This is a genomic window from Vibrio sp. 10N.247.311.14, from assembly GCF_041467715.1.
In the GTDB taxonomy this organism is placed as follows: Bacteria; Pseudomonadota; Gammaproteobacteria; order Enterobacterales; family Vibrionaceae; genus Vibrio; species Vibrio crassostreae_C.
In genome coordinates this window covers 1-23630 of sequence record NZ_JBFSVE010000058.1, presented here as the reverse complement: position 1 = coordinate 23630, position 23630 = coordinate 1, and the positions used below count along the sequence as shown (strand labels likewise).

The following is a 23630-nucleotide window of genomic DNA, read 5'->3' as shown; positions in this document are numbered from 1 at the left end:
AAAGAGATAAAAAAGATTGGAGAAATGGTAACAAAAGAAAGTCGCTAAGTTTTAATAAGCGACTTTGTTCAATTTAATCTGGACTAAGTCAATGGTTCTTACGAGAGGTGTCCACCTGCGAATTTCTGCCTGCTAACAGTTATTTGAACTCATAGGTGTAAGACGCGCCAACACTGTTATTTTCACCGAAATCGTCCTCAGCAAAAATAGTGAAGAAGTTGAATGATTGAGCGTCACTCAACTTGTAGCTAACACCGACGCCTGCCCAATACCCTGAATAATCATCAGACCCCATTGAACCGCCACCGAAGCCCATAATCGACCACTCATCCGTAATCGTTTTTAAACCAAAGGCACCAATGTAGCCACCATGTGTTGAACTCGGCATCAATACATAATCAGAGCCAACGTTATCATCATCGAAAACCGCCACTTCGCCATCATTATAACTGTAGCCAGCCATAGGGAAGATTTGCCAACCGAACGGCTCAATGTCGAAATAACTCAGTGGTATAAACGTACCAATACTGTAGTTGTTCTTATAAGCATCGTTGTCGTATTCAGAGCGGCTAAAGTTGAAATTGACGATCCCCATAGGCAACAACCATGAACCGCCTACTCGCCACTCTTCACCGTCAGCATTAACACGAGCGTTGATCATTCGCGCTTCATCAAGCCCAATAGACCCAGAGAACTGCAGATCTTCGTTATAAGCAACGCCAGCTTTGGTTACGATTTTAGTCGGATCATCAGGGTGCTTCTCTTCAGCAAAAGCACCCGTTGAAAATAAAGACACTAAAGTAATGATTAGTAGATTACGTAATGTCATTAGAAGGTCGCGCTAACACCAACAAAGTGGATACGGCCATCGAATGAACCGTCAACCATGAATCGGTCCATATCTACTGAACCCAAGTCAGCATATTCGTAGAACACATCAATTAAGATATCATCCCAATAGGTAGATGCACCCACTGAGTAGCGATACTGCTCACCAACGGGAAGATCAACATACTGCATTGTCGGGTCGTCTTGTGGAGAAGTTTCGTAAGAGAAACCGGCTTTCAAACGCCAGTCTGAGTTAAGTTGGTAATCTGCACCAACTGCAAACTTCCATACATCGTCCCAATCGCGCAATAGTGTTTGATTAATTGGAAGGTTACCATTTTGGTTTGTACCCAAATCTAAAACAGTGCTATCCCATTGACTCCAACGATGAAATTGCACACTAGCTAATAGATCAAGCTGAGTATTAAATGCATAACTCAAACTGGCATCAACAATTTCAGGTACATCTATACCAGTATTTAATGAACGCTGGCCGCCAGTAAATACATTCACATCATTGTTAAATTCATGTTCGAGTTTAGAACGATAACTAGCACCCAATTTAAGCTTGTCTGTCGGTGTGTACATTACGCCAAGGTTATAGCCATAAGCCCAATCAGTGTCTTGCTTAGCTGTAAAAAGAGAGGATGATTGCTGTAATGCAGCCCAACTTAATTGTACACCCGCCCCAACCGACCACTGGTCATTCAGTTGGTAACTCAGTGATGGATTCACTTGCATCGCAGTAAGCGTAATATCTTGAAGTAAAAGATGACCTGCCCATTCGTTACCGTAATCAACGCTAGAGCCACCAACGGCACCAAGTGCAATACCAAGGTGTAATTTGTCAGTGACTTGATGCGCGTGGAAGACACCAAATGAAGGCATCACTGTATGTGCTTTACCGTCTTGCTTATCGCCGTTGTCTTGATACTGCATCTCAAGATCGAACGCCATGGTATTGATGGTCGTTTTGCTTTCGCCCATGTGAGACATAGTGGCAGGGTTTGTCCACATCGCCGCTGCAGATCGAGTGTAAACACCGTCGCCAGCACCAGTAGTACCAGCGTTGGCAACGACAGCTTCTTGCAAAAACAGGCCACTTGCGAATGCATTTAAGCTCGTAAAAATTGCAGTGGCAGCTAGAGAGTAAGTAAAAGTTTTGTTCATCAGAGCGCTCATTTAGCCTTAGACATTAAATTGCTCTAAGGTTACCGCAAAGCTCAATAAACAAAGGGAATATCCATTATTCCTGTACAAGCGCTATTTAAACTTTCTGGCGACGTAAGGGCGTGGTTTGTCTCGATGAATTTCACGTTGAGCAGCAATCGCCCTGTTCTTACCTAACCCAACCTTTATCTGATACCAAGTTTCGCAGAATACAGCCATGCCCGGGCTTGACCACCAAGTCTTGTTGTAGAGCTTCTTGTTAGCAGCGACGACATCTGGCGACCGATTCGCACACTCAAGTGCCAACGCATAGGCTTCAGCGTAAGGATCTTCGGCAATCTTGGTCACCAACCCATATTCTTTAGCGGTTTCACAGTCGATCACTTTGGCCGTCATCGCCATTTCAAGGGTGTGATCTTTACGCATCAGCTCTCTAAAAGCGATAGCGCCTCCCATGTCTGGAATCAGACCCCACTTTGCTTCCAATATAGAGAAGTTCGCATCCGGGCTAGCAATTCTAAAATCACCCCCACTGACCAATTGCAGGCCGCCTCCCCAACAACGACCATGAATCGCAAAAATGACAGGGCATGGAATATCTCGCCAACCCAATGAAAAGCGTTGTGCAGCGTTAGGCAATGTCGGTAGCCATTTAAACAAGAGCTTCATCGCCCCAGATTTACTGGTTAATAGGGACTTAACATCAAGCCCTGAACAAAAATCAGAACCCTCACCTTTTACTATTACGGCACGAATCTCGGTGTTCTTTTTCAGCTGAGTCACCATGTTATTCACGCCTTGAAACATTGCCATATCAATAGCATTGAGCTTATCGGGTCGATTCAACACAACCGTCGCAATTTGGTTTTTATCGATAGAACAAGTAATACGATCGAGGTTTGGCATGGTGGCTACCTTATCAGTGGTCAGACCTTTAGGTTATACATTTTATTAACATATGCCAAACTTGCACATTAAGAAGCGAGACCTGTGTTGCTTAACGTCTTTCCCTTTACACAAACGACATCAACAAAAAAGCAGTGATGGATCGCTCCATTCACTGCTTTTCATCCGTAGCTTTTATCGCCAATGGCTTTGATTGCCAGTAGCTTTGATTAGCAATGGCTTTCGGTCATGAGCAAAACCTATGTTCTTCGAGATTTCAGTAGCAAGAAGATAAAGTAGCTGCCAGCAATAATGGAAACTAACGTCCCTGCCGCAAGCTGCGCTCGGAACACTACCACTTGCCCTAAGCAGTCAGAAAATAGCATATATTCTGGTAACTTAAACCAAAGCGCTGAACATTAAAAAGGCCATTGAAATTCATCATTTCAATGGCCTTCTCGTTCCTACTAGCCAGGCAGCTAGCTAATTACCTAAGCAACTAACTGAGCTGAGACTCTCTCGCTTCTTGGCTACTGAAACCACGCAAAATGTTAAACAGGGTAATCAGTGTGAACAACATGATGACAAGCGATAGATGCCACGCTTCTCCTAGTCCTAACTGAACCAGCCCCATGCTCACCATTGAAGACACCACCATCTGCCCTCCGCCAGACATCGCAGCAGCCGCGCCAGCGTTCTTCTTATAAGGCAACATCACCAACGCCTGAGCACAAGGTAACGCTATACCATTGCCAAGAATCATCAAGAACTGGCCAAGCATTAAATAAAGTGGCTCAAGTGGACAAAAGAAAAGCCACAACGCCGCAGCCACATGTAATACAGGTGTGCATAACAGAGTTTTCTTGTTGCCCAGCATAGGGCGAATACGGTTACATAAGCTTGTTCCGCCGAGCATGCCTAATGCAGGAATCACCGCCCACATCGCGTATTCATCTGACGTCATGCCAATCTGATTTTGCATGATAAATGGCATCACTGATACGGTGGTGATCATCAAGCTAAAGTTAAGCCAGCCAATACTCGCAAAGCTCATAAAATAACGAGAAGTGAGTAGCTCTTTGTATTGAGAAATCATTTTCTTCGGTGAAGGGATAGCCGAAACCTTAGTGACGGTTTCCTTAAACTTGAACGCCAATACCACCCAAGCCAATGAGACATAGCCAAGTAGTGAGATAAACACCATACTCCAGCCAAAGTGGAAGTTAATAAACCCACCGATAACAGGCGCGATCAAAGGTGTTATAGAGGCAACCATCGCAATATAAGACATAGCCAAAGGCAAGTCTGCGCCGTTGAATCTATCGCGCGTCGAGGCACGAGCAAGTACAGCGCAACAGCCGGTTCCTAGGCCTTGTAGAAATCGCCCCATCACCATATTGGTAAACGAGTGGCTGAAGAAAATGATCATCAATAGTCCCAGCATGGCGATTAATAATCCGCTCAGCAGCACTTTCTTGCGCCCAAGAGCATCGGAAATAGGGCCATAAATAAACTGGGAAGGCCCAAAACCTAATAGGTACACGCTTACCAATAGCTGGGCTTGCTCTAGTGATACATCGAAGTCTTTGGCGATCCAAGGTAGTGATGGAAACACCAGTCCCATACTGAGCTGACCGATACTGATGACCAAGCACGCAAGTAAGATCGATTTAAAATCAAATCCACGACTCATCGTTTAATAGGTCCGTTCGAAGAAAAATCGTGCGTATCTAACTCACAACATAAAAACTGAGAAAATAGCGAAAATGCTGCTGGTGAGTTGTTCATAATGCTCCGACAGGATCAAATAGAGAAAGGCAGAGTAAACATACGTGAGCTTGTATAATCATACAATAGGCGTTCAACTAAATATGTGAATAGTCACTTTTCAGCAACCTCGGCTTTCCGCCTATCGGCCACAAGCGCTAGACTAACACTAGATGCTCATAATCAAGGGACTTCAATGAACACTCATCACCGTATTTTTTCATGTGCTTTGGCGCTGCTTGCCTCAGGTCCTGTAACGTCAGCCTTTGCTTGGCAGGCAGAGAAGATCACCGACGGACTCGTGATCCCTTGGGGACTGGCTTATGTCAACGATAAGTCCATGCTAGTCACAGAAAAATCAGGCGTCATTAAACATGTCGATTTAAAAACTGGCGATCAACACACACTCTTCAGGCTGCCCAATGTATGGGCGAAAGGCCAAGGTGGATTATTAGATATCGCACTTTCCCCTTTTGAAAACGGAAAGTTCTACGTCACTTACAGTAAAGACATCGATGATGAAGGCGTAACAACACTGGCTTCTGCTAATTACAGCAATAATGAAGTCATCAATTGGACAGACGTGTTTGTAACTAAATCCAGAACGGACACAGGACGTCACTTTGGTAGCCGTATCACCTTTGATGATAGCCACCTGTATTTTTCAATCGGTGATCGAGGTGATCGAGACAACGGCCAAGACACCATGACTCACGCCGGATCAATATTACGACTGAATGCCGATGGAAGCACACCAAGCGATAACCCATTCACGGATAACAACAAAGTGCTCAATGAAATTTGGAGCTTTGGCCATCGTAATCCACAAGGTCTGTATTACGATTTCCCGACTCAAAAGCTTTGGTCGATTGAACACGGCCCTCGCGGTGGTGATGAAATTAACCTAATAAAAGCGGGTGCCAACTATGGGTGGCCTGTCACCTCACACGGAAAAGAGTATTGGGGCCCTATCAGCGTTGGCGAATCGGAAACCAAAGATGGTATTGAAGCGCCAAAAAAAGTCTATGTTCCTTCAATCGCTCCGGGCAGTTTGCTTGTTTACCAAGGAGACAAATACCCAGAGCTGAAAGGCAAACTGCTGGCTGGCGCACTAAAACTTACTCACATCAATATTGTGACAGTCAATGAACAAGGTGAGGCAATCGAGGAAGAACGCATTTTAGAGGACTTGGGCGAAAGGATAAGAGACATCGAAACTTCACCAAACGGAGACATCTTCTTCAGCACTGATAATGGCAACCTGTACCGCTTGAAAAAGTAGCCGAGACCTCGTTCAAGTAAAGGCACTTACCTTACAACGACATTTATAAATATAAGCCGTTAAAAGTGGGCTCAACGCCCAGTTAGCGGCTTTAAATTTGCAAAAATGAATGCGCTAAAACAGTGCATTGACTCCAAATTCGTCATCAATTTCGACCACCTTTTTCACAAAAACTACAACAAATCACCATACAACTGTAACTCCATGATATTTAAGGAATGCAAAGTTTGACTACCCCCAAGTTTCTGCAACCTTTCCCTATGTATTCGATTGACTATCCCCTGATTTGATTTAGACTCGTTTCCGGCTAGAAAGAAAGTTCTTTGTATATAAACATTTCGTTGGATTACTAGTAACCCCGTTGTGTTGTACGCAATAGCAATAAACTTTTCCGCGCTATCAGTGCCACAATTGGCTCAAAATAAAAATTTAATTTTAGGATATCATCATGTCTAACACAGTTACTGGTACAGTAAAATGGTTCAACGAAACTAAAGGCTTCGGCTTCATTCAACAAGAAAACGGCCCAGACGTATTCGCACACTTCTCTGCTATCACTGGCGACGGTTTCAAAACTCTTGCTGAAGGCCAAAAAGTTGAGTTCGTAGTATCTCAAGGTCAAAAAGGCCCACAAGCTGACAGCATCAAAGTACTTTAATTTAGTATTTTAAAGCTTTCTAAAAATAGCCAGCCTCTGCTGGCTATTTTTTTACCCGCTATTCAGAGATTTAAGGTAATATTCCCCTTCACTATTTCTACCTAAGACACCCTCTCAATGGCTCTTAAACCCACAATCTACAAGTTTCGTATCTCTTTAACCGATATGAATCGCGACTATTACGACTCTTTCAATCTAACGGTTGCACAACACCCTTCTGAAACAGAACAGCGAATGATGGCTCGAATCATGGCTTTCTGTATCAATGCGTCTCCTGAACTTGAGTTCACTAAAGGGTTGTCTAGCATTGAAGAACCCGATTTATGGCAGAAGTCGTTAGACGATCAAATCCTAGAATGGGTTGATGTAGGCGAACCTGATCCAGAGCGTGTTAAGAAGGCAACTCGCCTATCTAAATCAGTACGCGTATTCAGCTTCAACACTAAATCAAACGTTTGGTGGGAGCAGAACAAAGGTAAATTCGGCTACCTAAAAGCTCAGATCGTTCGTCTAGACAACGATGGTATTGAGCAGCTAGCAGCGATGACACAACGTACGATGGATCTTTCAGTCATGCTGACGGGTAACTCTGCTTTCATTAACAGCGATACTCAATCGGCAGAAGTAACGTGGGAAGAGCTACAGAGTAATGACTGAGCGTCCAACCCCGAATAATTCGCAAACAGCAGCTAGCCAGCTAGAAGAAGCCAAGCAACAAGCCGACGCGCAGCAAGAAATCAAAGCTAAACAACAAGCTAGAACCAAGCTTCACCAGTGTTTAAAAGAAGCAGGTTTAGATTCAGTCAAAGCGCTCTCGACAAGCTACGAGAAAGAGCTGTCGTCATTTATTGATGAAAACCACGCTCTGTTCAAACACGCTTGCGAGAACAAGCCTGACAACTCTGCACGTCAGACGTTGCTTGGCCTGTTAACCAAGGAACATATCGATGCAAGCTATCGCTTTGAAAGCTATAAAGAAGCGAATGAGACGATGCAAAATGTATTCGATAATACTGTGGGCACTGAGCACAGTGACAAGTTTCAAAACTCTAACGCTCAACAGTTAAAACTAGTCACGCATTTGTGGTTGTTCATTCAAGGACGACTAGGAATGGATTACAGCCTAGCCAATGATCACGCAGCTGTAGCCGCTACGCTACTGTCTCGTATATCGAGAAGCAGTGATGATGAGATTCGCGTAGAGTTCATGGCGAGTTTTTACGATGGTTTGAGCATCTATCAAGCCGAGAACAAGCCATCCTGTATTGTTCACCACTTAAAGCGTTTGTTTAACCTTTCTTAAGCACTCCACCAGCGACTGATTCTAGTTACGCTCTATATGCTTTCAACAAACGTTAAGATATAGAGCGTGCTTTTTCTGCTTGGCCGCAACAGATTCCCTATTACGTTCATTCCTCACTTTAGGGAATGGCGAAAGTGAATAAGTCGCTCATTCTTCACTTTAGGGAATAACAGCATTCTCAGCCATTACAGTTGACTTCATTGCAGGCGTAAAAAAGCCCCGCATAAAGCGAGGCTTAGAATATATTTCAATGAACATCAATTTACAGAGGCTAAATTGAATTCATCTAATAATGCAGTGAATCAACGCAGGCCGTGTAAGAACTCGTGGCGCGTTGCTGGGTTTGATCTGAAGATACCGCCTAGAGCTGTTGTTGTCGTTTCGCTGGTTGCATCCATTACACCGCGAGATTTCACGCAGTAGTGAACCGCATCCATGGTTACAGCAACGTCATCGGTTTCGAGTAGCGTTTGCAATGCAACAAGGATCTGCTGCGTCATACGCTCTTGAACTTGTGGGCGCTGAGCAAAGAATCGAACAATACGGTTAATCTTTGAAAGACCAATGATTTTTCCACGCGGGATATAAGCGACCGCAGTCTTACCATCAATCGTCACTAAGTGGTGCTCACAAGTACTGGTCACGGTAATGTCTTTTACTCGTACCATCTCACGAACGCCCATCTTGTTTTCGATTACCGTAATTTTAGGGAAATTGGCGTAATCCAAACCAGAGAAAATTTCATCCACGTACATTTTAGCAATACGTTGCGGTGTTTCTTCCAGACTATCGTCCGTAAGATCAAGTTCAAGGAGAGTGAGAATCTCACGCATATGGTGTTCGATTCGTTCCTTTTTCTCTTCTCGGCTAACCTGGTTTGGACTCATTGGTGTCTCTAAACCACGGCTTGCTAGCGCATCTTTAACCAACTTCGCTGATTCGCTAAGACCTGACATTGAACTTCCTCTTTTATTACCCCTTCTGGATGGCAAACAAGGATACTCGGAATTTTGAATAAATACACCCATATTTTAAGGGAGGTCATTATTTACGGGGCTTAAACTGTGCTAGAGTGGCTAGAATTTCGTTGGCGAACCAGGTGTTCTGATCATTATTTAACCACCATTGCCAACCACAAAATCAAAACAATAACGATCAAAGGATTTCAATTATGGGCTGTTGCGACGCTCCGGGCTTGATGCCAATTGAAGAAGCACTAGATAAGCTGCTATCGCCAATTCAACCTATTCGAACGACCTTATCACTGCCATTGGCAGAAGCATTGGGTTACGTACTTGCTGAAGATATTCTATCCCCTATTTTCGTACCTCCTTTTGATAACTCAGCAATGGACGGCTATGCACTGCGCTTAGCAGACCTAGAGAACAGTAAAGTGCTGCCTTTAGCGGGCAAGTCCTTTGCAGGTCAACCTTTTGAAGGTGAATGGCCAGCAAACACCTGTATTCGCATTATGACTGGCGCAAAGATCCCGGAAGGTTGTGACGTCGTAATCATGCAAGAAAACACGGCTGAAACTGACGCTGGCATTGAGATTCAGCAAGACGACATCAAGCTGAACAATAACATTCGCCCTACCGGTGACGACATCAAGCAAGGCGATATCGTTCTTAGCCGTGGCGAACGTTTAACACCTCGTGACATTCCAATGATTGCTTCGCTCGGTGTGAGTCATGTAACTGTGGCACACAAACCTAAAGTCGCTTTCTTCTCTACTGGCGATGAGCTCAAGCCATTAGGTCAGCCTCTTGAAGATGGTCAGATCTACGACAGCAACCGCTACGGTATCAAACCACTGATTGAAGCGTTTGGTTGCGAAGCAATTGACCTAGGTATTATTCCTGATTGCCCTGCAACGCTTAAAGAAACCTTTGTAAAAGCGCAAGAACTGGCAGACGTAGTTGTCACTTCTGGTGGCGTAAGTGTCGGCGAAGCTGATTACACCAAAGACATTCTTGAAGAGCTTGGCGAAATCGGCTTTTGGAAACTAGCAATCAAACCAGGTAAACCATTCGCATTTGGTGAGCTAGACAACGCTTGGTTCTGTGGCCTACCGGGTAACCCAGTGTCTGCAATGATGACCATGTACGTGTTAGTTCAACCTATGCTGGCTAAACTTGCCGGTCACACTGCGTGGACAGCACCAGAATCGATTCCTGCGATCACTAAATCTGCATTCAAAAAAGGCCCAGGCCGTACTGATTATCAACGTGGTATTTACTCGATTGAAAACGGTAAGTTTGTAGTAGAAACAACAGGTAACCAAAGCTCTGGCGCTTTCCGCTCAATGAGCTTAGCAAACTGCTTTGTGGTACTAGAGCGCGAACGTGGCCGTGTTGAAGTCGGTGAAACGGTTCAGATTCAACTGTTTAACTCCACGCTTTACTAACGAGGCTTGCTGATGGAAATACTGTCTGACGCAGAGATGCTTCGTTACAATCGCCAGATCATTCTCAAGCAGTTTGATTTTGAGGGTCAAGAAGCGCTGAAACAGAGCTCGATTTTGGTGTTAGGTGCGGGTGGTTTAGGCTGTGCCTCTGCTCAATACCTTGCGACTGCGGGTATTGGTAAGCTAATGCTGATCGACGACGATGTTGTCGAGCTTTCAAACTTGCAACGACAAGTGCTTCACACCGATGCTGATATTGGTAAGAAGAAAGTCGTTTCAGCCGCTGAATCATTACAGGTGTTAAACCCACACCTTAGAGTTGAAACGGTCGACCACAGACTTGATGACGAGGCACTAGCAAAGCTCATTGAAGCGCATTCGTTAGTACTTGATGCCAGCGACAACGTTGAAACGCGCAATCAACTTAACCGTTTGTGTTACGCCTCAAAAACGCCACTTGTATCGGGCGCTGCGATTCGCATGGAAGGTCAGATTAGCGTATTCACTTATCAAGATGAAAATGCACCTTGCTACCAGTGCTTGAGCGCTCTATTCGGCAACGCTGCTCTAAGCTGTGTTGAAGCCGGTGTGATGGCACCTGTTGTTGGCATGGTTGGCGCGGCTCAGGCTTTGGAAGCTATCAAGGTTATTGCCGGGTTTGGACAACCAAAGCAAGGCAAGCTTTTGATTCTCGATGCCATGTCTCACAGCTGGCGTGAAATGAATTTAATAAAGATGCCTAATTGTTCGGTGTGTGGATAAGATAAATCATATCCCCCTCTGATCGAAAACCTAAGCCTTGACTATATGTTGGGGCTTTTTTATGTCTCAACGTCAGCATCTCACTCGCTTTATCAATTTGAAATACTCTATGAGAGATTAGTTTCATTTGAGTTCTCATTTTGAGAATACAGTGAAAAAATCAGCACCTAAAAACATAACCTTTAAAAATCAATAATTTAAAATTGGCACATAACTTGTAACTGTATCTGTACCTTCCATCACAAGGATGTAGATATGAGAATTACAACGTTAAGTTTGCTATTAAGTGCCCCTCTAGTCGCCAACGCAGCGCCATTCGATACCTGCCCTAGTCAAGCATACCTCTTTCAGTCGAAACCCGTTGAAGTTTGGGGGGTAAACCTTGTAACAGGTTCAACCACTCTGTTGGAAGACGATACGGGTATGAATGCCAATATCAATGGTGTCGGTTTCGACTTTCAAGACAGATATATTTATGGCTATGACACCACCAACAAACGTTTAGTGCGTCTTGGTCAAGACTTCCAAGCAGAAGTTATCAATACCAGTGGCTTACCAACCGATCACACTTTCTATGTCGGCGACGTCTATGACCATGTTTACTACTTGTATCGTACAGGTAAGGGACTATTTACTGTTGACCTCTCTCCTTTAGACTCTGATCCGAATGCGACCGTCACGGTCAACAAAATCGCAGGCAGCCCTGCAACTGTAAAACTGACTGATTTTGCTTTCCATCCAAGTGATGGCTCTTTATATGGTATCGACAATAACTCGGGTGGCTTGTACAGCTTCAACCCAACTACAGGTGCAGAAACCTATATTGGTGATACCGGAGAAACAGGGACGTTTGGCGCAGGTTATTTTGATGTGAACGGCTACTACTACGTATCTCGAAATCAAGACGGTAAGATCTACCGTATCAACCTATCCCCAGATAACGCTGCAAACATCGCTGCAGGTGTCGTTCCTGCTGTAGAGTTCGTATCGAATGGCCCTTCTTCGAATCAAAATGATGGTGCTCGCTGTGCGAATGCGCCTGTCGTAGATGAAGATTCCAACATCGACTTCGGTGACGCTCCAGACAGCTACCTAACGTTACTGGCGAGCAATGGCCCTCGACATGAACTCGATGGCATCACATGGTTAGGTACAGACGCGCCCGACGCCGATCTTGACGGCTACGTAACACCGCAATCGGATGAAAGCGTGGGTATTGATGATGAGTGGGCGAACGGTGGTATCGGTTTTGTAACCGCACTTGAAGCTGGTCTTGATTCAAAAGTGGTGATTGAGGCTTCAACAACCGGTTACCTTTCGGCTTGGATAGATTGGAACCAAGATGGCAGTTTCGATGGCGCCAACGAGCAAGTATTTACCGATTACCTGTTAGATGCGGGTGAAAACGATCTGTTCCTAAATGTCGATATCAACGCTCTGACCGGTACGACGTGGGCTCGCTTTAGATTCAGTCAACAAACCAACCTAAGTTACTTTGGCGGTTCAACCTCTGGTGAGGTGGTCGATATTCAAGTCGATGTTCTTAACGATGGTGCCACCGCTCGTTACTTCCCAAGTGCTTCTGGCTACGCAACGCTCGCGTACGAAGATAACTGGCCATATAAAGCAGATTACGACATGAACGATGCTGTTCTTATGTATCGCATTACTGAGATCCTTAAAGATGGAAAAGTCGTTAAGTCCACTATCGACGGCCGCCTAGCTGCTGTCGGGGCAACGTACAGAAATGGTTTTGCTGTTCGACTTCCTAACCTAGACCCGAGCTTAGTGAGCAATGGCAGCTCTTACATGAAACACAACGGTGTATTCACTGACCTTGACCTAGAAGATGGACGTAGTGAAGCAATCTTTGTTATCGCCAATGACCTGACAGAAAAAATCAGCACTGGCTGTACCTTCTACCGCACCAGTAATGGATGTAAAGAAGATGAGCAGTTCTCGTTCCAAATTGGTATTACTTTAGCCGGTGACGGTGTGAGCACAGGCAGCTGGACCGATATGCCTTACGACCCGTTCATTTTCGCAACGCCTGGTTATTATCACGGTGAAAACCTACCTCTACATCCAGGACGCAGCTGGGAGGTTCACTTGCCAGACCAAGCTCCAACCGAAGCATTTGATACCACTAACCTCTTTGAAGCTGGTTTAGGCGTCGATGACAGTAATCCATCAACAGGTAAATACTTCAAAACAGTAGAAAACCACCCTTGGGCACTAATAGTGACTTCGGATGACGAATGGGAGTGGCCTTTAGAGTACGTCGATATTGTTACCGCTTACCCAGAGTTTAAAGAATACGCAGAATCCGGCGGTGAAACGAACCAAACATGGTACCAATCACCTGCAGACAACCAACGTTACGAACCATAAGGAGAGACGTTATGACTATTCACACTAAACAGTATCGAGACAATCATTGCGTTGATTCAAGTCGCAATCTCTTTGAGGAAAAACGTATGTCTGTACAAAGCACTTGGAACATCAAGAAGTCACTAGCCGTTATTTTAGCTGCAGCGCCATTAGTATTAGCCGGCTGTGGAGGCGGCGGCGGTGGGGGCGGAAGTACATCTACGGCATCACCATCTACACCCTCGACACCTGCAACTCCGTCGAATCCGGTAACAGCAACGCCTTCGCCGTCTCCCGCGACAAGTGCGGTAGCAGCGCAGAGCTATACGATGAGTGATTTGGTGGTACCTGATGGATTTGACTACAACTCTGTTGAACAGTTTGATCTCAACATTGACATCAGCAGCATTTCGACAGACCGTTCTTTTGTGACCGTTTATAGCCGCTTTAGTACAAGAGATGACTCAACCTTGAAGCCGGATTACTCCAGCAAGGTCATTGCGGGCCCACTAGATAACGGTGTGTTCGCCTCCAACTTTGCAGCACCGGTAAACCATGACGCACTCTTGATAGAGATTTGGTTTTACGATGGTCAACCTCCATTACAACAAGTGGTTTCTAGCGGCGACTCTCAGATTGTCTGGCAGTAAATTGTTTAACAGCAGGTAACTTGTCGTTAGCGAGATCTCTGACGAAACAGAGTCAAAATGGATTGTTTGTAAGTAGGAAGTGAGCAGAAATGCTCACTTTTTTATTTTCGTCGAAGAGCAGTTAATTCAGCTTTCTTAGCGAGTAGCATTCACTTTACCACCAACCTCACTTATATTTTCAACATAACCTTCAAAGACTTACTCTCATGAAACAGTTAAAAATAGGTCTATTTATCTTAATGTGTGGCGTAGGCGTGTTAGTTGCCCTTGCCTATTTCCCGCTAACATCAGAGACGGGGCAACGTATTCAAGCCAAAGTAATTTCGAACACGCTTACTCAATCCTTAGATGGGCACAGGCGTTATCTGACGGTTCAGACAAAAGATAATGACGTATTTCGGCTCTCTATTGCTCCTACCACAGACTGCCCTATTGATTCTGTGGTCGCGCTTGATACATTAAACAATCAAATAACCGGACAAAGCAGTTATCAGTTCATCCACTGTCGAGCTGCACAGTAGCCATCGATGCAACAACGGTATTCGTAAAGCAACTGTATTCGCAAAAGCAACAGTAATCGCTCTACCACTGTATTCGCTAAAACAGTAAGAATCGCTAAAACAACAAGAATGGATATAACAATAATGAATCAGCCACTCATCTCACCACAACAACTTCAACAACGTTTGCTAGCAGAAGACAATATCATCATCCTCGACGCCAGCATCGAGTTTCAAATTCCAAGCGAGTCAGAAAAGATCAAAGGACAAATGATTCCTGGTGCTATTCGTTTTGACTACGACAAAGACTTTTGTAACAAGCACACTCTGCTTCCTCACATGTTTCCGAGCGAAAAACACTTCAACACTCGCGCAAAAGAAATTGGCATCAATCAAGACAGTACGATTGTGGTTTACGATAACTCCGGAACCTTCGCTTCTCCTCGTGCGTGGTGGATGTTTATGGCAATGGGACACAACGACGTATTCATCTTAGATGGCGGTTTGCCAGCTTGGATCGAAGCCGGTTACGCGACCGAGACTGACTATCGCACCGAAGTAAAAGCGGGCAATTTTGAAGGCCATATTCAAGACAACTACTTTGTCAGTGCTCAGCAGATTGAAGGTTACTCAACTGACAAGAGCGCAAACATTGTAGATGCTCGTTCTCAAGCTCGTTTCGATTCAGAAGTTCCTGAACCACGTGAAGGCTTGCGTAGTGGCCATATACCGAATTCTATTTGCCTACCATTTGCCCAAGTACTCAAAAACGGCAAGTTAAAGTCCCAAGAAGAGCTTATTGATATCTTTTCAACGCTAGAATTAACGCCTTCTCAACCTATGTTCTTTAGCTGTGGCTCTGGCGTAACAGCTTGCATCATATTATTAGCCGCTAAACTCGCTGGCTATAACGGTGAAATGGGTGTTTACGATGGTTCATGGACGGAATGGGGTGCTAACGACAAACTCCCTATCGCCGTGACTAAAAAGTAATTCAACTTCGCTTAATGCAACTATTAGAATATACTGCGCATGCATAAAGAGCTTACTGATAATGATGGCCCCACGTCTCATGAAGTAAGCCTCTATGTCGCAGTTAACGCTATGTTCATTTGAGACCAAGACTCGATTCACGCCGTTTGATTTGTAACCCACATCAACTTGCTAACCATAATTCGTGATTAATCATAAACTAATCGTTATCGACGTTATGAATACTAATTTTTCACTCAAGAATCTCTGCTCGTAGTCGTTACACTATTTAATCATTAATACTTTCATCATTGATGTTTGTATTTTTCGTTGCATGAATCGCGCTGACAACCCAATAGTTTGTCACTTGCAGTCTGTTAAAAGTAGTAACCAACAAAGGCATCTCATGGCTCTATTTAAGCAAAATATCTGGTCGCTGTACGCGTTTGTCGTACTACTGACCCTGATACTTTTCGCCGCGTTGGGAATAACAAACTGGAAAGCAAACAGAGACGACTTCATAGAGCAGCAACACATTCAGGTTGAGCTTTTTTCTAGCTCCGTCAACTCGCTGCTGACCAGTCAAGAAGCCTTGTTAGAAGTGGTTGGCCATCAACTGGCTCAACAGTCTGATTTCACACGTACTGCATCTATCCAGATTAGGCCAATATTAGACAAGCTACTTGAGACCCACCCTGCGATAGCAGCGTTTGGCTTGTTGAACACCGACGGTGATTACCTCTCGATTAGCTCAAATCTCGAACTTGCGAATCAAAGGAACTTGCTGCAATACGCGCCAACCAGAGGCTCCTTCCTAGACGCCCTATCAAGCAGTAGCATGGTGCTTGGCCGTACCTATTTTCAAGATTCGTTGAATAGCTTAGTCATCCCGCTGAGAAAATCCATTTCAATCGATGGCAAGAAAACCGATGCAGTAATGACCGCAGGGCTACGATTAGACGCAACGATCGTATTTGAAAATAATGCTCACGCCGGAAGTTTCAATACACTAAGCCTGATCAGAAAAGACAGCTATCGCCAGTTTTATTCAAGTGATATTGAATCTGAGAGTGCCTATTCCTCTCCAGTCGGCAAAGATGTCATACAGCGTATTGCAAGTATCTTTACCGACCACTTCGGAATTAGCGTACAAGAAGCGATGAATGGGCAAGAAAACTATTCTTTTGTCGTCGACGATGAAGAGTACCACTCTTTGATGAGCGCGAAATACATCCCAAACTACAAATTATGGGTGGTAGGACGTACGGATCTAACTCACGTCGATAGTATATTCATACAAGAGTTCAGCATTCTTTTCGTTGCCTTTATTTTTCTTCAGTTTGGTTTCTACTTTTTGGTTAAGTCGATTGCCAAGAATGAACAACGGACTCGTAGCCAACTCATTTATCAGGCGAACCATGACCCTTTAACCTCTCTGCCAAACCGTTTGTACATGCGTAGAAACATTGGTAAATGGATTGACGATGAGTCAGAGCCGTTTTCGCTGTTGTTTATCGATATCGATAACTTTAAATGCGTCAATGACACCCACGGGCATGACTTTGGAGATAAGGTTCTCAAACAGATCGCTTTGCGTTTGATGAGGTTCCGATCTCGCCTCAGCCTATTGGTACGTGAATCCAGTGATGAGTTTTTGTTCTTGACGCCCTTGTCGAATGAAGCTGAAATTAAACGACTCGCCAAGCGCATTATTGAAGTGCTTTCTCAACCTTATGAAGTTGAAAGCGCTCAGTTTTTGTTAGGTTGCAGCATCGGCGTAGCGCGTTTCCCAGAACACGGAAAAGATCTGGATAGCCTGTTACGTTCTGCCGATATTTCAATGTACAAAGCGAAACAGCAGCAAAACTCGTACAGTATTTTCACAACGGAAATGCAAGATGCTCATCTCTACAAAATGAAAGTAGAACAAAGGCTACGCATCGCTATCGAGAAACAAACGCTGTTCATGGTTTTCCAACCGCTGGTTCGTGCAAATGAAAGTATTCATGGTGTAGAAGCACTCGTGCGCTGGATTGATGAGGAATTGGGTTTTGTTCCGCCAGATGTCTTTATACCGATAGCAGAGAACACGGGTTTAATGCAAAAACTGGGGACTTTTATTATTGAGTCCAGCATTATGCAGATCGCCCACTTGCACCGAACAACAGAACAAAAGATCGGGCTGTCGATCAACATATCAGTGCGTCAGTTTTCTCATCAATCCTTCTCTGAGCACTTGTTCGCGACACTAGAAAAGTATCAACTCTCTCCTAGCTGTTTAACGCTAGAAATTACCGAGAGCTTGTTCATTGAAGATGTGACTTTGGTGAAACCGACTTTTGAAGCCCTCAAAGAGAAGAATATAAAGATCTCTTTAGATGATTTCGGGACAGGTTATTCATCACTAAGTATGTTGAAAGCACTGCCTATCGATGAACTTAAAATCGATAAGAGCTTTATTGAGAACATTGCTGTCGATCAGCAGTCACTCACCATGGTGCAAAACATCATCGCAATCGGTAAGAACTTCGGCATGGTGGTATTAGCAGAAGGCGTAGAATCAAACGAACACTTCGCAATTCTAAAGGCATGTGGATGTGACTTAATGCAAGGCTATTACTTCTCTCGCCCTATTCCTTATTATGAGCTGGCTACTCACCTAAACAAGAAAGTGACCGAGCACGCGGAATGTTCTGTTTAAGAACGCGAGTTAAATAGACGAGCTAAATAAGGTAGGCAGATAAACACCTACCTTATTTTCTAGATATTTTCTGTTCGGTTATTTATTCATTTCACTTTTTATTCATTTCACTATGCATAACATCGATCAACTGTCCGGAAGGATCTCCTGATAATTCCCAAGTAAAAATACCGCCTAGGTCTGATTTCTTCGCCCATTCTGCCTTTGCTTTAATAGAACGCTGATCTTCAAAAGATATGAATACTTTTTTATCTGGGTTCCACAAATAAGGTGCTTGAGCTTGCTCATCATACTTATACTCATAACCTTGTTTGTTGCTGTAGTTATTCATAAGATCCCAAAACATGAAGTAACCGTTTTCACCGGTACCAAACTGCGCCCCTTGTTCAGAAACTAGGTCACCTTTAGGCAGCTCTCCAGCAAAGTCTTTTGTCCCTTGCCAACCTCGACCATAAAAAGCCGCCCCGATCACGAGCTTCTCGCTAGGAATACCTTGCTCTATCATCTGATTAATGAAGACATCAGCTCCCATTCCCCACCAACTACGCTCGGTGGCATGTAAGTTTGTTGTGTGACCTGTTTGAGTTCCCCAGCCTCCGAGGAAGTCATACGTCATCGCAAACATGTTCGTCAGATATGGGCTAGCTGCGTTCCAGTCAATTTGAGCTGCCTTAGCACCAACACCGACAGCCGTTGAAAGCTCGTAATCTCTTTGAGTCGTCTTTGATAGAGCGTCCAAATCACTTCTGATTGTTTTTACTAAAAGAGTAAAAGCTTCACGCTCTAGCGCTTTTTGCTCATCCGTTAGTTTCGTCTCTGGGTTCCAAGGCGAAGTGGTTAAGCCGCCGCCTCCTGGGTATTCCCAATCAAGATCAATACCATCAAAGAAGTCGTATTTTTGGATCAATTCAACAGCAGTTTTTGAAAAGTGCGCAATGGCTTGAGGATCTTTCGCCATCGCATGGAAAGGTTCAGACATTGTCCACCCTCCAAATGAGGGCAAAATTTTGATATTTTGATTGTCGGCCTTCAGTTGAGCTAACTGGGCAAAGTGACCTTTATAGGCGACATCAACACCCACGTCTCCGAAATCGACTTCTAACGCAGCTTCTTTATCCACAATAATCGCGGTATATGGTTGTTTGTCTGCACATTGCTGCTGAATTTGTTTTTGGACGGGCTCACCAGCACCGCTATGAGGACCACACATGCTCAAGAAGGCGTAAATAATATGTGAGAGCTTGTCTGCAGGTATGTCGTCAACGGTATAAGGGTTGTCTTTATTCAGATATTGCCAATCCGCAAAATACCCTGCGACGACTTTATCATCGGCATGTACTGTAGGTGTGAGCATACAAACCGTGGCTATTGAGCTAAGCCCAAAGATAGAAATAGATTTAAAGATAGAACTTGATTGGTCACTGTTGCTAGAAATAGCGTGTGTGATAAATGACAGTTTCATAATTATCTCCTTTAGTGTGGCTTAACATTAAAGAGTGATAATTCTTTCAACCGCTGAACAAATTCACTATTCGAGTCATGTCTAATAGTTATCCCCCTTATTGCACTGGTTTCATCAGGGGAATTTCCATGATTACTCAAATAGTGAATTCAACGAAGCTTAAGTATCTTACGATTCACTGCTGTTTGGTTTATTCACGCTAAGTTGTTCGTCCAAGTTAAGTACCGTCAAAGCATTACTTACGCTGGTCGCTATCACATCGACCACACCGGTTCTTAGTGCGCCTAATAGAGCTAATGGCTTACTGTTCTCCGCTGCAATGGCAATGACTTCCGCTATTGGGCGAAATTCTTCCAAGGCCAAACCAATAACACGGTCACTCATTACTGTGTTTGCTGTTTTACCGTGAACATCGAAAAAGTCATAACCCGCAAAGTCACCGACGACACCTTGTAATAAACGAGATTGAACGACCTCACCTGCGGTAAACCAGCCTAAGTCGACCATATAGCTGTTTTCGCTCATATCACCGATACCGACCAAAGCGACATCGGCTTTTCGAGCGAGATCGAGTGTCTGCTTAACGGTGCTGTTTTCCATAAATGCGGTTTTTTGCGCTTTATTCTCGGCATAAGCCGGCGCGTATAAGGTTTCAGAAGATCCACCGTACTTTTTGGCTAGCTGCCTGCATATATGGTCGGCATTAAACATACCGCCTCTTGGGTGAATACCGCCGATACCACACACGAATTTGCAGTCTCGTGGCGTAATGACGCCAGTGTGATGAGCAACAGACGATACGTTTCGCCCTTGTCCTACTGTCACTACCATGCCGTTTTTCAGTGTACTGGTAAGGTAGTTAGACACTAAACCAGCAACCTGTAATCGCTGCTTCTCTTCATTTGGTTGGTCTAGTGCCACAAGCGCACGCTTTACACCAAATCGTTCGATCAAACGTTGCTCGATCTTCGCACTAAAGACGGGGTGATATTTCACGGTGATCTCAACAATGCCCTCATCTCGGGCTTGCTTGAGCATTCGACCAACCTTTGCACGGGAGATAGAGTACTTTTTAGATATCTCTTCTTGCGTGGCACCATCTTGATAATAAGCAACCGCGACTTCAGTGAGGAGATCAGTGTTTTCTTCGGAAACATCTTGGATATTCTTACTCATATACCACTCAACCAATATTTAACAATTATTTTACCTGCTTGAAGAACAAATGTTCGATGCTTAAGCAAGTGATACACAAGTTTACACCCCGAACATATGTAACAGCAAGGTACATTTGCTCATAGTCATAACCATGGTTTTGTTGTTGATTAATTCACCTCACTTTGCTCGTTAAACGTTTGCTTGCATAGCCCATGATTACTAGAGCGAAATATATTTGACTGAAGTCACCATACAGTACTATTTACCGTTGACTTTGGGGTTAGATCGGATAAATATGGCTACATCATTTACTCATCGAGCGATCAAATGTTCTGTGCAAATGTTCGTTCGGAGAAAAATTTAAATTAATGTAAGTTTGGCTCACTGGTACAACCATTGAGAACTTCATTAGTTAGCTTGCAAATGCCCACACCTCTCCCATTAATGAGGTGTTATGCGATACATAGGATGATCAAAATGAGCAATAAATTAGAGCAACTTCGTAAACTAACAACTGTTGTAGCTGACACTGGCGATATCGAAGCTATCAGCAAGTACACTCCTGAAGATGCAACAACTAACCCATCTCTAATTCTTAAAGCTGCTCAAATTGCTGAGTACGCTCCTCTAATCGATGCTTCTATCGAATACGCAAAAGCGCAAAGCGGTGATAAAGCACAGCAAGTTCAAGATACTTGCGACATGCTTAACGTGAACATCGGTAAAGAAATCCTAAAAGTTGTACCTGGCCGTATCTCTACTGAAGTCGATGCTCGTCTTTCTTACGACATGGAAGGCAGCGTTGCTAAAGCTCGTCAACTTATCAAAATGTACAACGACGCTGGCATCACTAACGACCGCATCCTTATCAAACTGGCTTCTACTTGGGAAGGCATCCGCGCTGCTGAAATCCTAGAGAAAGAAGGCATCAACTGTAACCTAACGCTTCTATTCTCTTTCGCTCAAGCTCGTGCTTGTGCTGAAGCTGGCGTATTCCTAATCTCTCCTTTCGTAGGTCGCATCATGGACTGGTACAAAGCGAAAGAAGGTCGTGATTTCGAAGCTTCAGAAGATCCAGGTGTAATCTCAGTTTCAGATATCTACAACTACTACAAAGACCACGGTTACAAAACTGTTGTTATGGGCGCAAGCTTCCGTAACATCGGCGAGATCCTTGAACTTGCTGGTTGTGACCGTCTAACTATCGCTCCTCAACTTCTAGCAGACCTAGAAGCAGCAGAAGGCGAAGTAGTTGAGAAACTTATCGACTCTAACGGTACTAAAGAGCGTCCAGCAGCGATGACTCACGCTGAGTTCCTGTGGGACCACAACCAAGATGCAATGGCTGTTGAGAAACTGGCTGAAGGCATCCGCAACTTCGCCGTTGACCAAGGCAAACTAGAAGACATGATCGCAGCTAAGCTGTAATCACTCTCACCAAATTCAAATAGGGGAACGTTCAGTTCCCCTACTTTTATCAATTTTGTTTTTCTTAATTTTTATTCGGAAGTTCTTATGAATCAATCTCCTCAAAACAGAAAGCATCTAGCTAACGCTATTCGTGCTCTAAGCATGGACGGCGTACAACAAGCAAACTCTGGTCACCCAGGCGCACCTATGGGTATGGCAGACATCGCTGAAGTACTTTGGCGCTCTCACCTAAACCATAACCCAGCAAACCCAGAGTGGGCTGACCGCGACCGTTTTATCCTGTCTAACGGCCACGGCTCAATGCTGATTTACTCTCTGCTTCACCTAGCAGGTTACGAGCTTTCAATTGAAGATCTTAAAAACTTCCGTCAACTGCATTCTAAGACTCCAGGTCACCCAGAGTACGGCTACGCACCAGGCATCGAAACAACGACTGGTCCTCTAGGTCAAGGCATCACTAACGCTGTTGGTATGGCGATGGCAGAGAAAGCGCTTGCAGCACAGTTCAACAAAGAAGGCCACGACATCGTAGACCACTACACTTATGCATTCATGGGTGATGGCTGTCTGATGGAAGGTATTTCTCACGAAGCATGTTCTCTAGCAGGTACGCTTGGTCTTGGTAAGCTGGTTGCTTTCTGGGATGACAACGGTATCTCTATCGATGGCGAAGTTGAAGGTTGGTTCTCTGACGATACGCCTAAGCGTTTCGAAGCTTACGGCTGGCACGTAATCCCAGCGGTAGATGGTCACGATTCTGACGCTATCAACGCAGCGATTGAAGCGGCTAAAGCAGACCCTCGCCCTACTCTAATCTGTACTAAAACAGTGATTGGCTTTGGTTCTCCAAACAAAGCAGGTACGCACGACTGTCACGGTGCTCCACTAGGCGCTGAAGAAATTGCAGCAACACGTAAAGAATTAGGTTGGGAGCACGGTCCTTTTGAAATTCCGTCGGAAGTTTACTCAGAGTGGGATGCGAAAGAAGCAGGCGCAGCTAAGGAAGCAGCGTGGAACGAGAAACTTGCAGCTTATGAAGCAGCATACCCTGAGCTGGCAGCTGAATTCAAACGCCGCGTAAACGGTGACCTACCAGCTGAGTGGGAAGAGAAAGCATCGGCAATCATCGCTGATCTTCAAGCTAACCCAGCAAACATCGCATCACGTAAAGCATCTCAAAATGCTCTAGAAGCGTTTGGTCAAATGCTTCCAGAATTCATGGGCGGCTCTGCTGACCTAGCGCCTTCCAACCTAACTATGTGGTCTGGCTCTAAGTCTCTTGAAGCAACTGACTTCTCTGGTAACTACATCCACTACGGTGTAC

20 protein-coding genes are annotated in these 23630 nt (G+C 44.5%); 13 read left to right on the top strand and 7 right to left on the bottom strand.

Translation table 11 applies throughout. The features are described from left to right. Nucleotides 1-139 precede the first annotated feature (139 nt). The 4 genes from AB6F11_RS18330 to AB6F11_RS18315 all read right to left on the bottom strand — a co-directional run bounded on the left by AB6F11_RS18330 (nt 140) and on the right by AB6F11_RS18315 (nt 4576). Nucleotides 140-829, bottom strand: a complete 690-nt coding sequence (locus tag AB6F11_RS18330; RefSeq protein ID WP_104216141.1) for a hypothetical protein — start codon at nt 827-829, stop codon at nt 140-142. After that, complete coding sequence (locus AB6F11_RS18325) at nt 829-1998, bottom strand: OmpP1/FadL family transporter (protein ID WP_104216140.1); 1170 nt, start codon at nt 1996-1998, stop codon at nt 829-831. The genes AB6F11_RS18330 and AB6F11_RS18325 overlap by 1 nt, the downstream gene beginning before the upstream one ends. A 93-nt stretch (nt 1999-2091) precedes the next feature. Then, nucleotides 2092-2904 carry a crotonase/enoyl-CoA hydratase family protein gene (locus AB6F11_RS18320; RefSeq protein ID WP_017061730.1) on the bottom strand — a complete coding sequence of 271 codons (813 nt, stop codon included), beginning with the start codon at nt 2902-2904 and terminating at the stop codon, nt 2092-2094. Between the two features lie 478 nt (nt 2905-3382). Beyond that, nucleotides 3383-4576: a multidrug effflux MFS transporter gene (locus AB6F11_RS18315; protein ID WP_065583717.1), complete on the bottom strand. Its 1194-nt coding sequence runs from the start codon at nt 4574-4576 to the stop codon at nt 3383-3385. A gap of 270 nt (nt 4577-4846) precedes the next feature. On the opposite strand from AB6F11_RS18315, the gene AB6F11_RS18310 reads away from it, so the two are divergent. The 4 genes from AB6F11_RS18310 to AB6F11_RS18295 all read left to right on the top strand — a co-directional run bounded on the left by AB6F11_RS18310 (nt 4847) and on the right by AB6F11_RS18295 (nt 7893). After that, nucleotides 4847-5932 carry a PQQ-dependent sugar dehydrogenase gene (locus tag AB6F11_RS18310; protein WP_104216139.1) on the top strand — a complete coding sequence of 362 codons (1086 nt, stop codon included), beginning with the start codon at nt 4847-4849 and terminating at the stop codon, nt 5930-5932. A gap of 448 nt (nt 5933-6380) precedes the next feature. Continuing rightward, nucleotides 6381-6590: a cold-shock protein gene (locus AB6F11_RS18305; protein ID WP_010430417.1), complete on the top strand. Its 210-nt coding sequence runs from the start codon at nt 6381-6383 to the stop codon at nt 6588-6590. Between the two features lie 117 nt (nt 6591-6707). Continuing rightward, nucleotides 6708-7247, top strand: coding sequence for a YaeQ family protein (locus tag AB6F11_RS18300; RefSeq protein WP_017061727.1), 540 nt, complete (start codon nt 6708-6710; stop codon nt 7245-7247). Continuing rightward, the gene (locus AB6F11_RS18295; RefSeq protein WP_240698611.1) at nt 7240-7893 is read left to right on the top strand and encodes a hypothetical protein; all 654 of its coding nucleotides are present in this window, start codon (nt 7240-7242) and stop codon (nt 7891-7893) included. Before AB6F11_RS18300 ends, AB6F11_RS18295 begins: the two co-directional genes overlap by 8 nt. A 302-nt stretch (nt 7894-8195) precedes the next feature. Here the strand turns inward: AB6F11_RS18295 and folE are convergent, their stop codons facing one another. After that, nucleotides 8196-8849, bottom strand: a complete 654-nt coding sequence (gene folE / locus AB6F11_RS18290; protein WP_017061725.1) for a GTP cyclohydrolase I FolE — start codon at nt 8847-8849, stop codon at nt 8196-8198. Nucleotides 8850-9064: 215 nt separating this feature from the next. Here folE and moeA point away from each other — a divergent pair, with 215 nt between their 5' ends. The 7 genes from moeA (at nt 9065) to AB6F11_RS18255 (ending at nt 18255) form a co-directional block, all read left to right on the top strand. Beyond that, on the top strand, nt 9065-10300 hold the full coding sequence (gene moeA, locus AB6F11_RS18285) for a molybdopterin molybdotransferase MoeA (protein ID WP_017061724.1): 1236 nt from the start codon (nt 9065-9067) through the stop codon (nt 10298-10300). A gap of 12 nt (nt 10301-10312) precedes the next feature. After that, the gene (moeB, locus tag AB6F11_RS18280) at nt 10313-11062 is read left to right on the top strand and encodes a molybdopterin-synthase adenylyltransferase MoeB (RefSeq protein WP_104216138.1); all 750 of its coding nucleotides are present in this window, start codon (nt 10313-10315) and stop codon (nt 11060-11062) included. Nucleotides 11063-11317: 255 nt separating this feature from the next. Further along, the gene (locus AB6F11_RS18275; RefSeq protein WP_104216137.1) at nt 11318-13453 is read left to right on the top strand and encodes an LruC domain-containing protein; all 2136 of its coding nucleotides are present in this window, start codon (nt 11318-11320) and stop codon (nt 13451-13453) included. 11 nt (nt 13454-13464) lie between these two features. Further along, on the top strand, nt 13465-14082 hold the full coding sequence (locus tag AB6F11_RS18270; protein WP_104216136.1) for a hypothetical protein: 618 nt from the start codon (nt 13465-13467) through the stop codon (nt 14080-14082). A 206-nt stretch (nt 14083-14288) separates the two neighbouring features. Continuing rightward, a complete protein-coding gene (locus tag AB6F11_RS18265; RefSeq protein WP_017061706.1) occupies nt 14289-14603 on the top strand; it encodes a hypothetical protein in 315 nt (104 codons plus the stop codon). Nucleotides 14604-14726: 123 nt separating this feature from the next. After that, nucleotides 14727-15575, top strand: coding sequence for a sulfurtransferase (locus tag AB6F11_RS18260; RefSeq protein ID WP_017065718.1), 849 nt, complete (start codon nt 14727-14729; stop codon nt 15573-15575). Between the two features lie 385 nt (nt 15576-15960). Next, a complete protein-coding gene (locus AB6F11_RS18255) occupies nt 15961-18255 on the top strand; it encodes a bifunctional diguanylate cyclase/phosphodiesterase (RefSeq protein WP_104216135.1) in 2295 nt (764 codons plus the stop codon). Nucleotides 18256-18346: 91 nt separating this feature from the next. Here the strand turns inward: AB6F11_RS18255 and AB6F11_RS18250 are convergent, their stop codons facing one another. Both AB6F11_RS18250 and AB6F11_RS18245 read right to left on the bottom strand, forming a co-directional pair. Beyond that, the gene (locus tag AB6F11_RS18250) at nt 18347-19717 is read right to left on the bottom strand and encodes a glycoside hydrolase family 18 protein (RefSeq protein ID WP_017065720.1); all 1371 of its coding nucleotides are present in this window, start codon (nt 19715-19717) and stop codon (nt 18347-18349) included. A 168-nt stretch (nt 19718-19885) separates the two neighbouring features. Then, on the bottom strand, nt 19886-20893 hold the full coding sequence (locus AB6F11_RS18245) for a sugar-binding transcriptional regulator (RefSeq protein WP_017061711.1): 1008 nt from the start codon (nt 20891-20893) through the stop codon (nt 19886-19888). Nucleotides 20894-21352: 459 nt separating this feature from the next. Between AB6F11_RS18245 and tal the strand changes: the two genes are divergently transcribed. Then, nucleotides 21353-22303: a transaldolase gene (tal, locus tag AB6F11_RS18240; protein ID WP_009845571.1), complete on the top strand. Its 951-nt coding sequence runs from the start codon at nt 21353-21355 to the stop codon at nt 22301-22303. A gap of 87 nt (nt 22304-22390) precedes the next feature. Then, nucleotides 22391-23630 (top strand): transketolase family protein (locus AB6F11_RS18235; RefSeq protein ID WP_372179622.1); only part of this gene is annotated, 1240 nt, incomplete at its 3' end.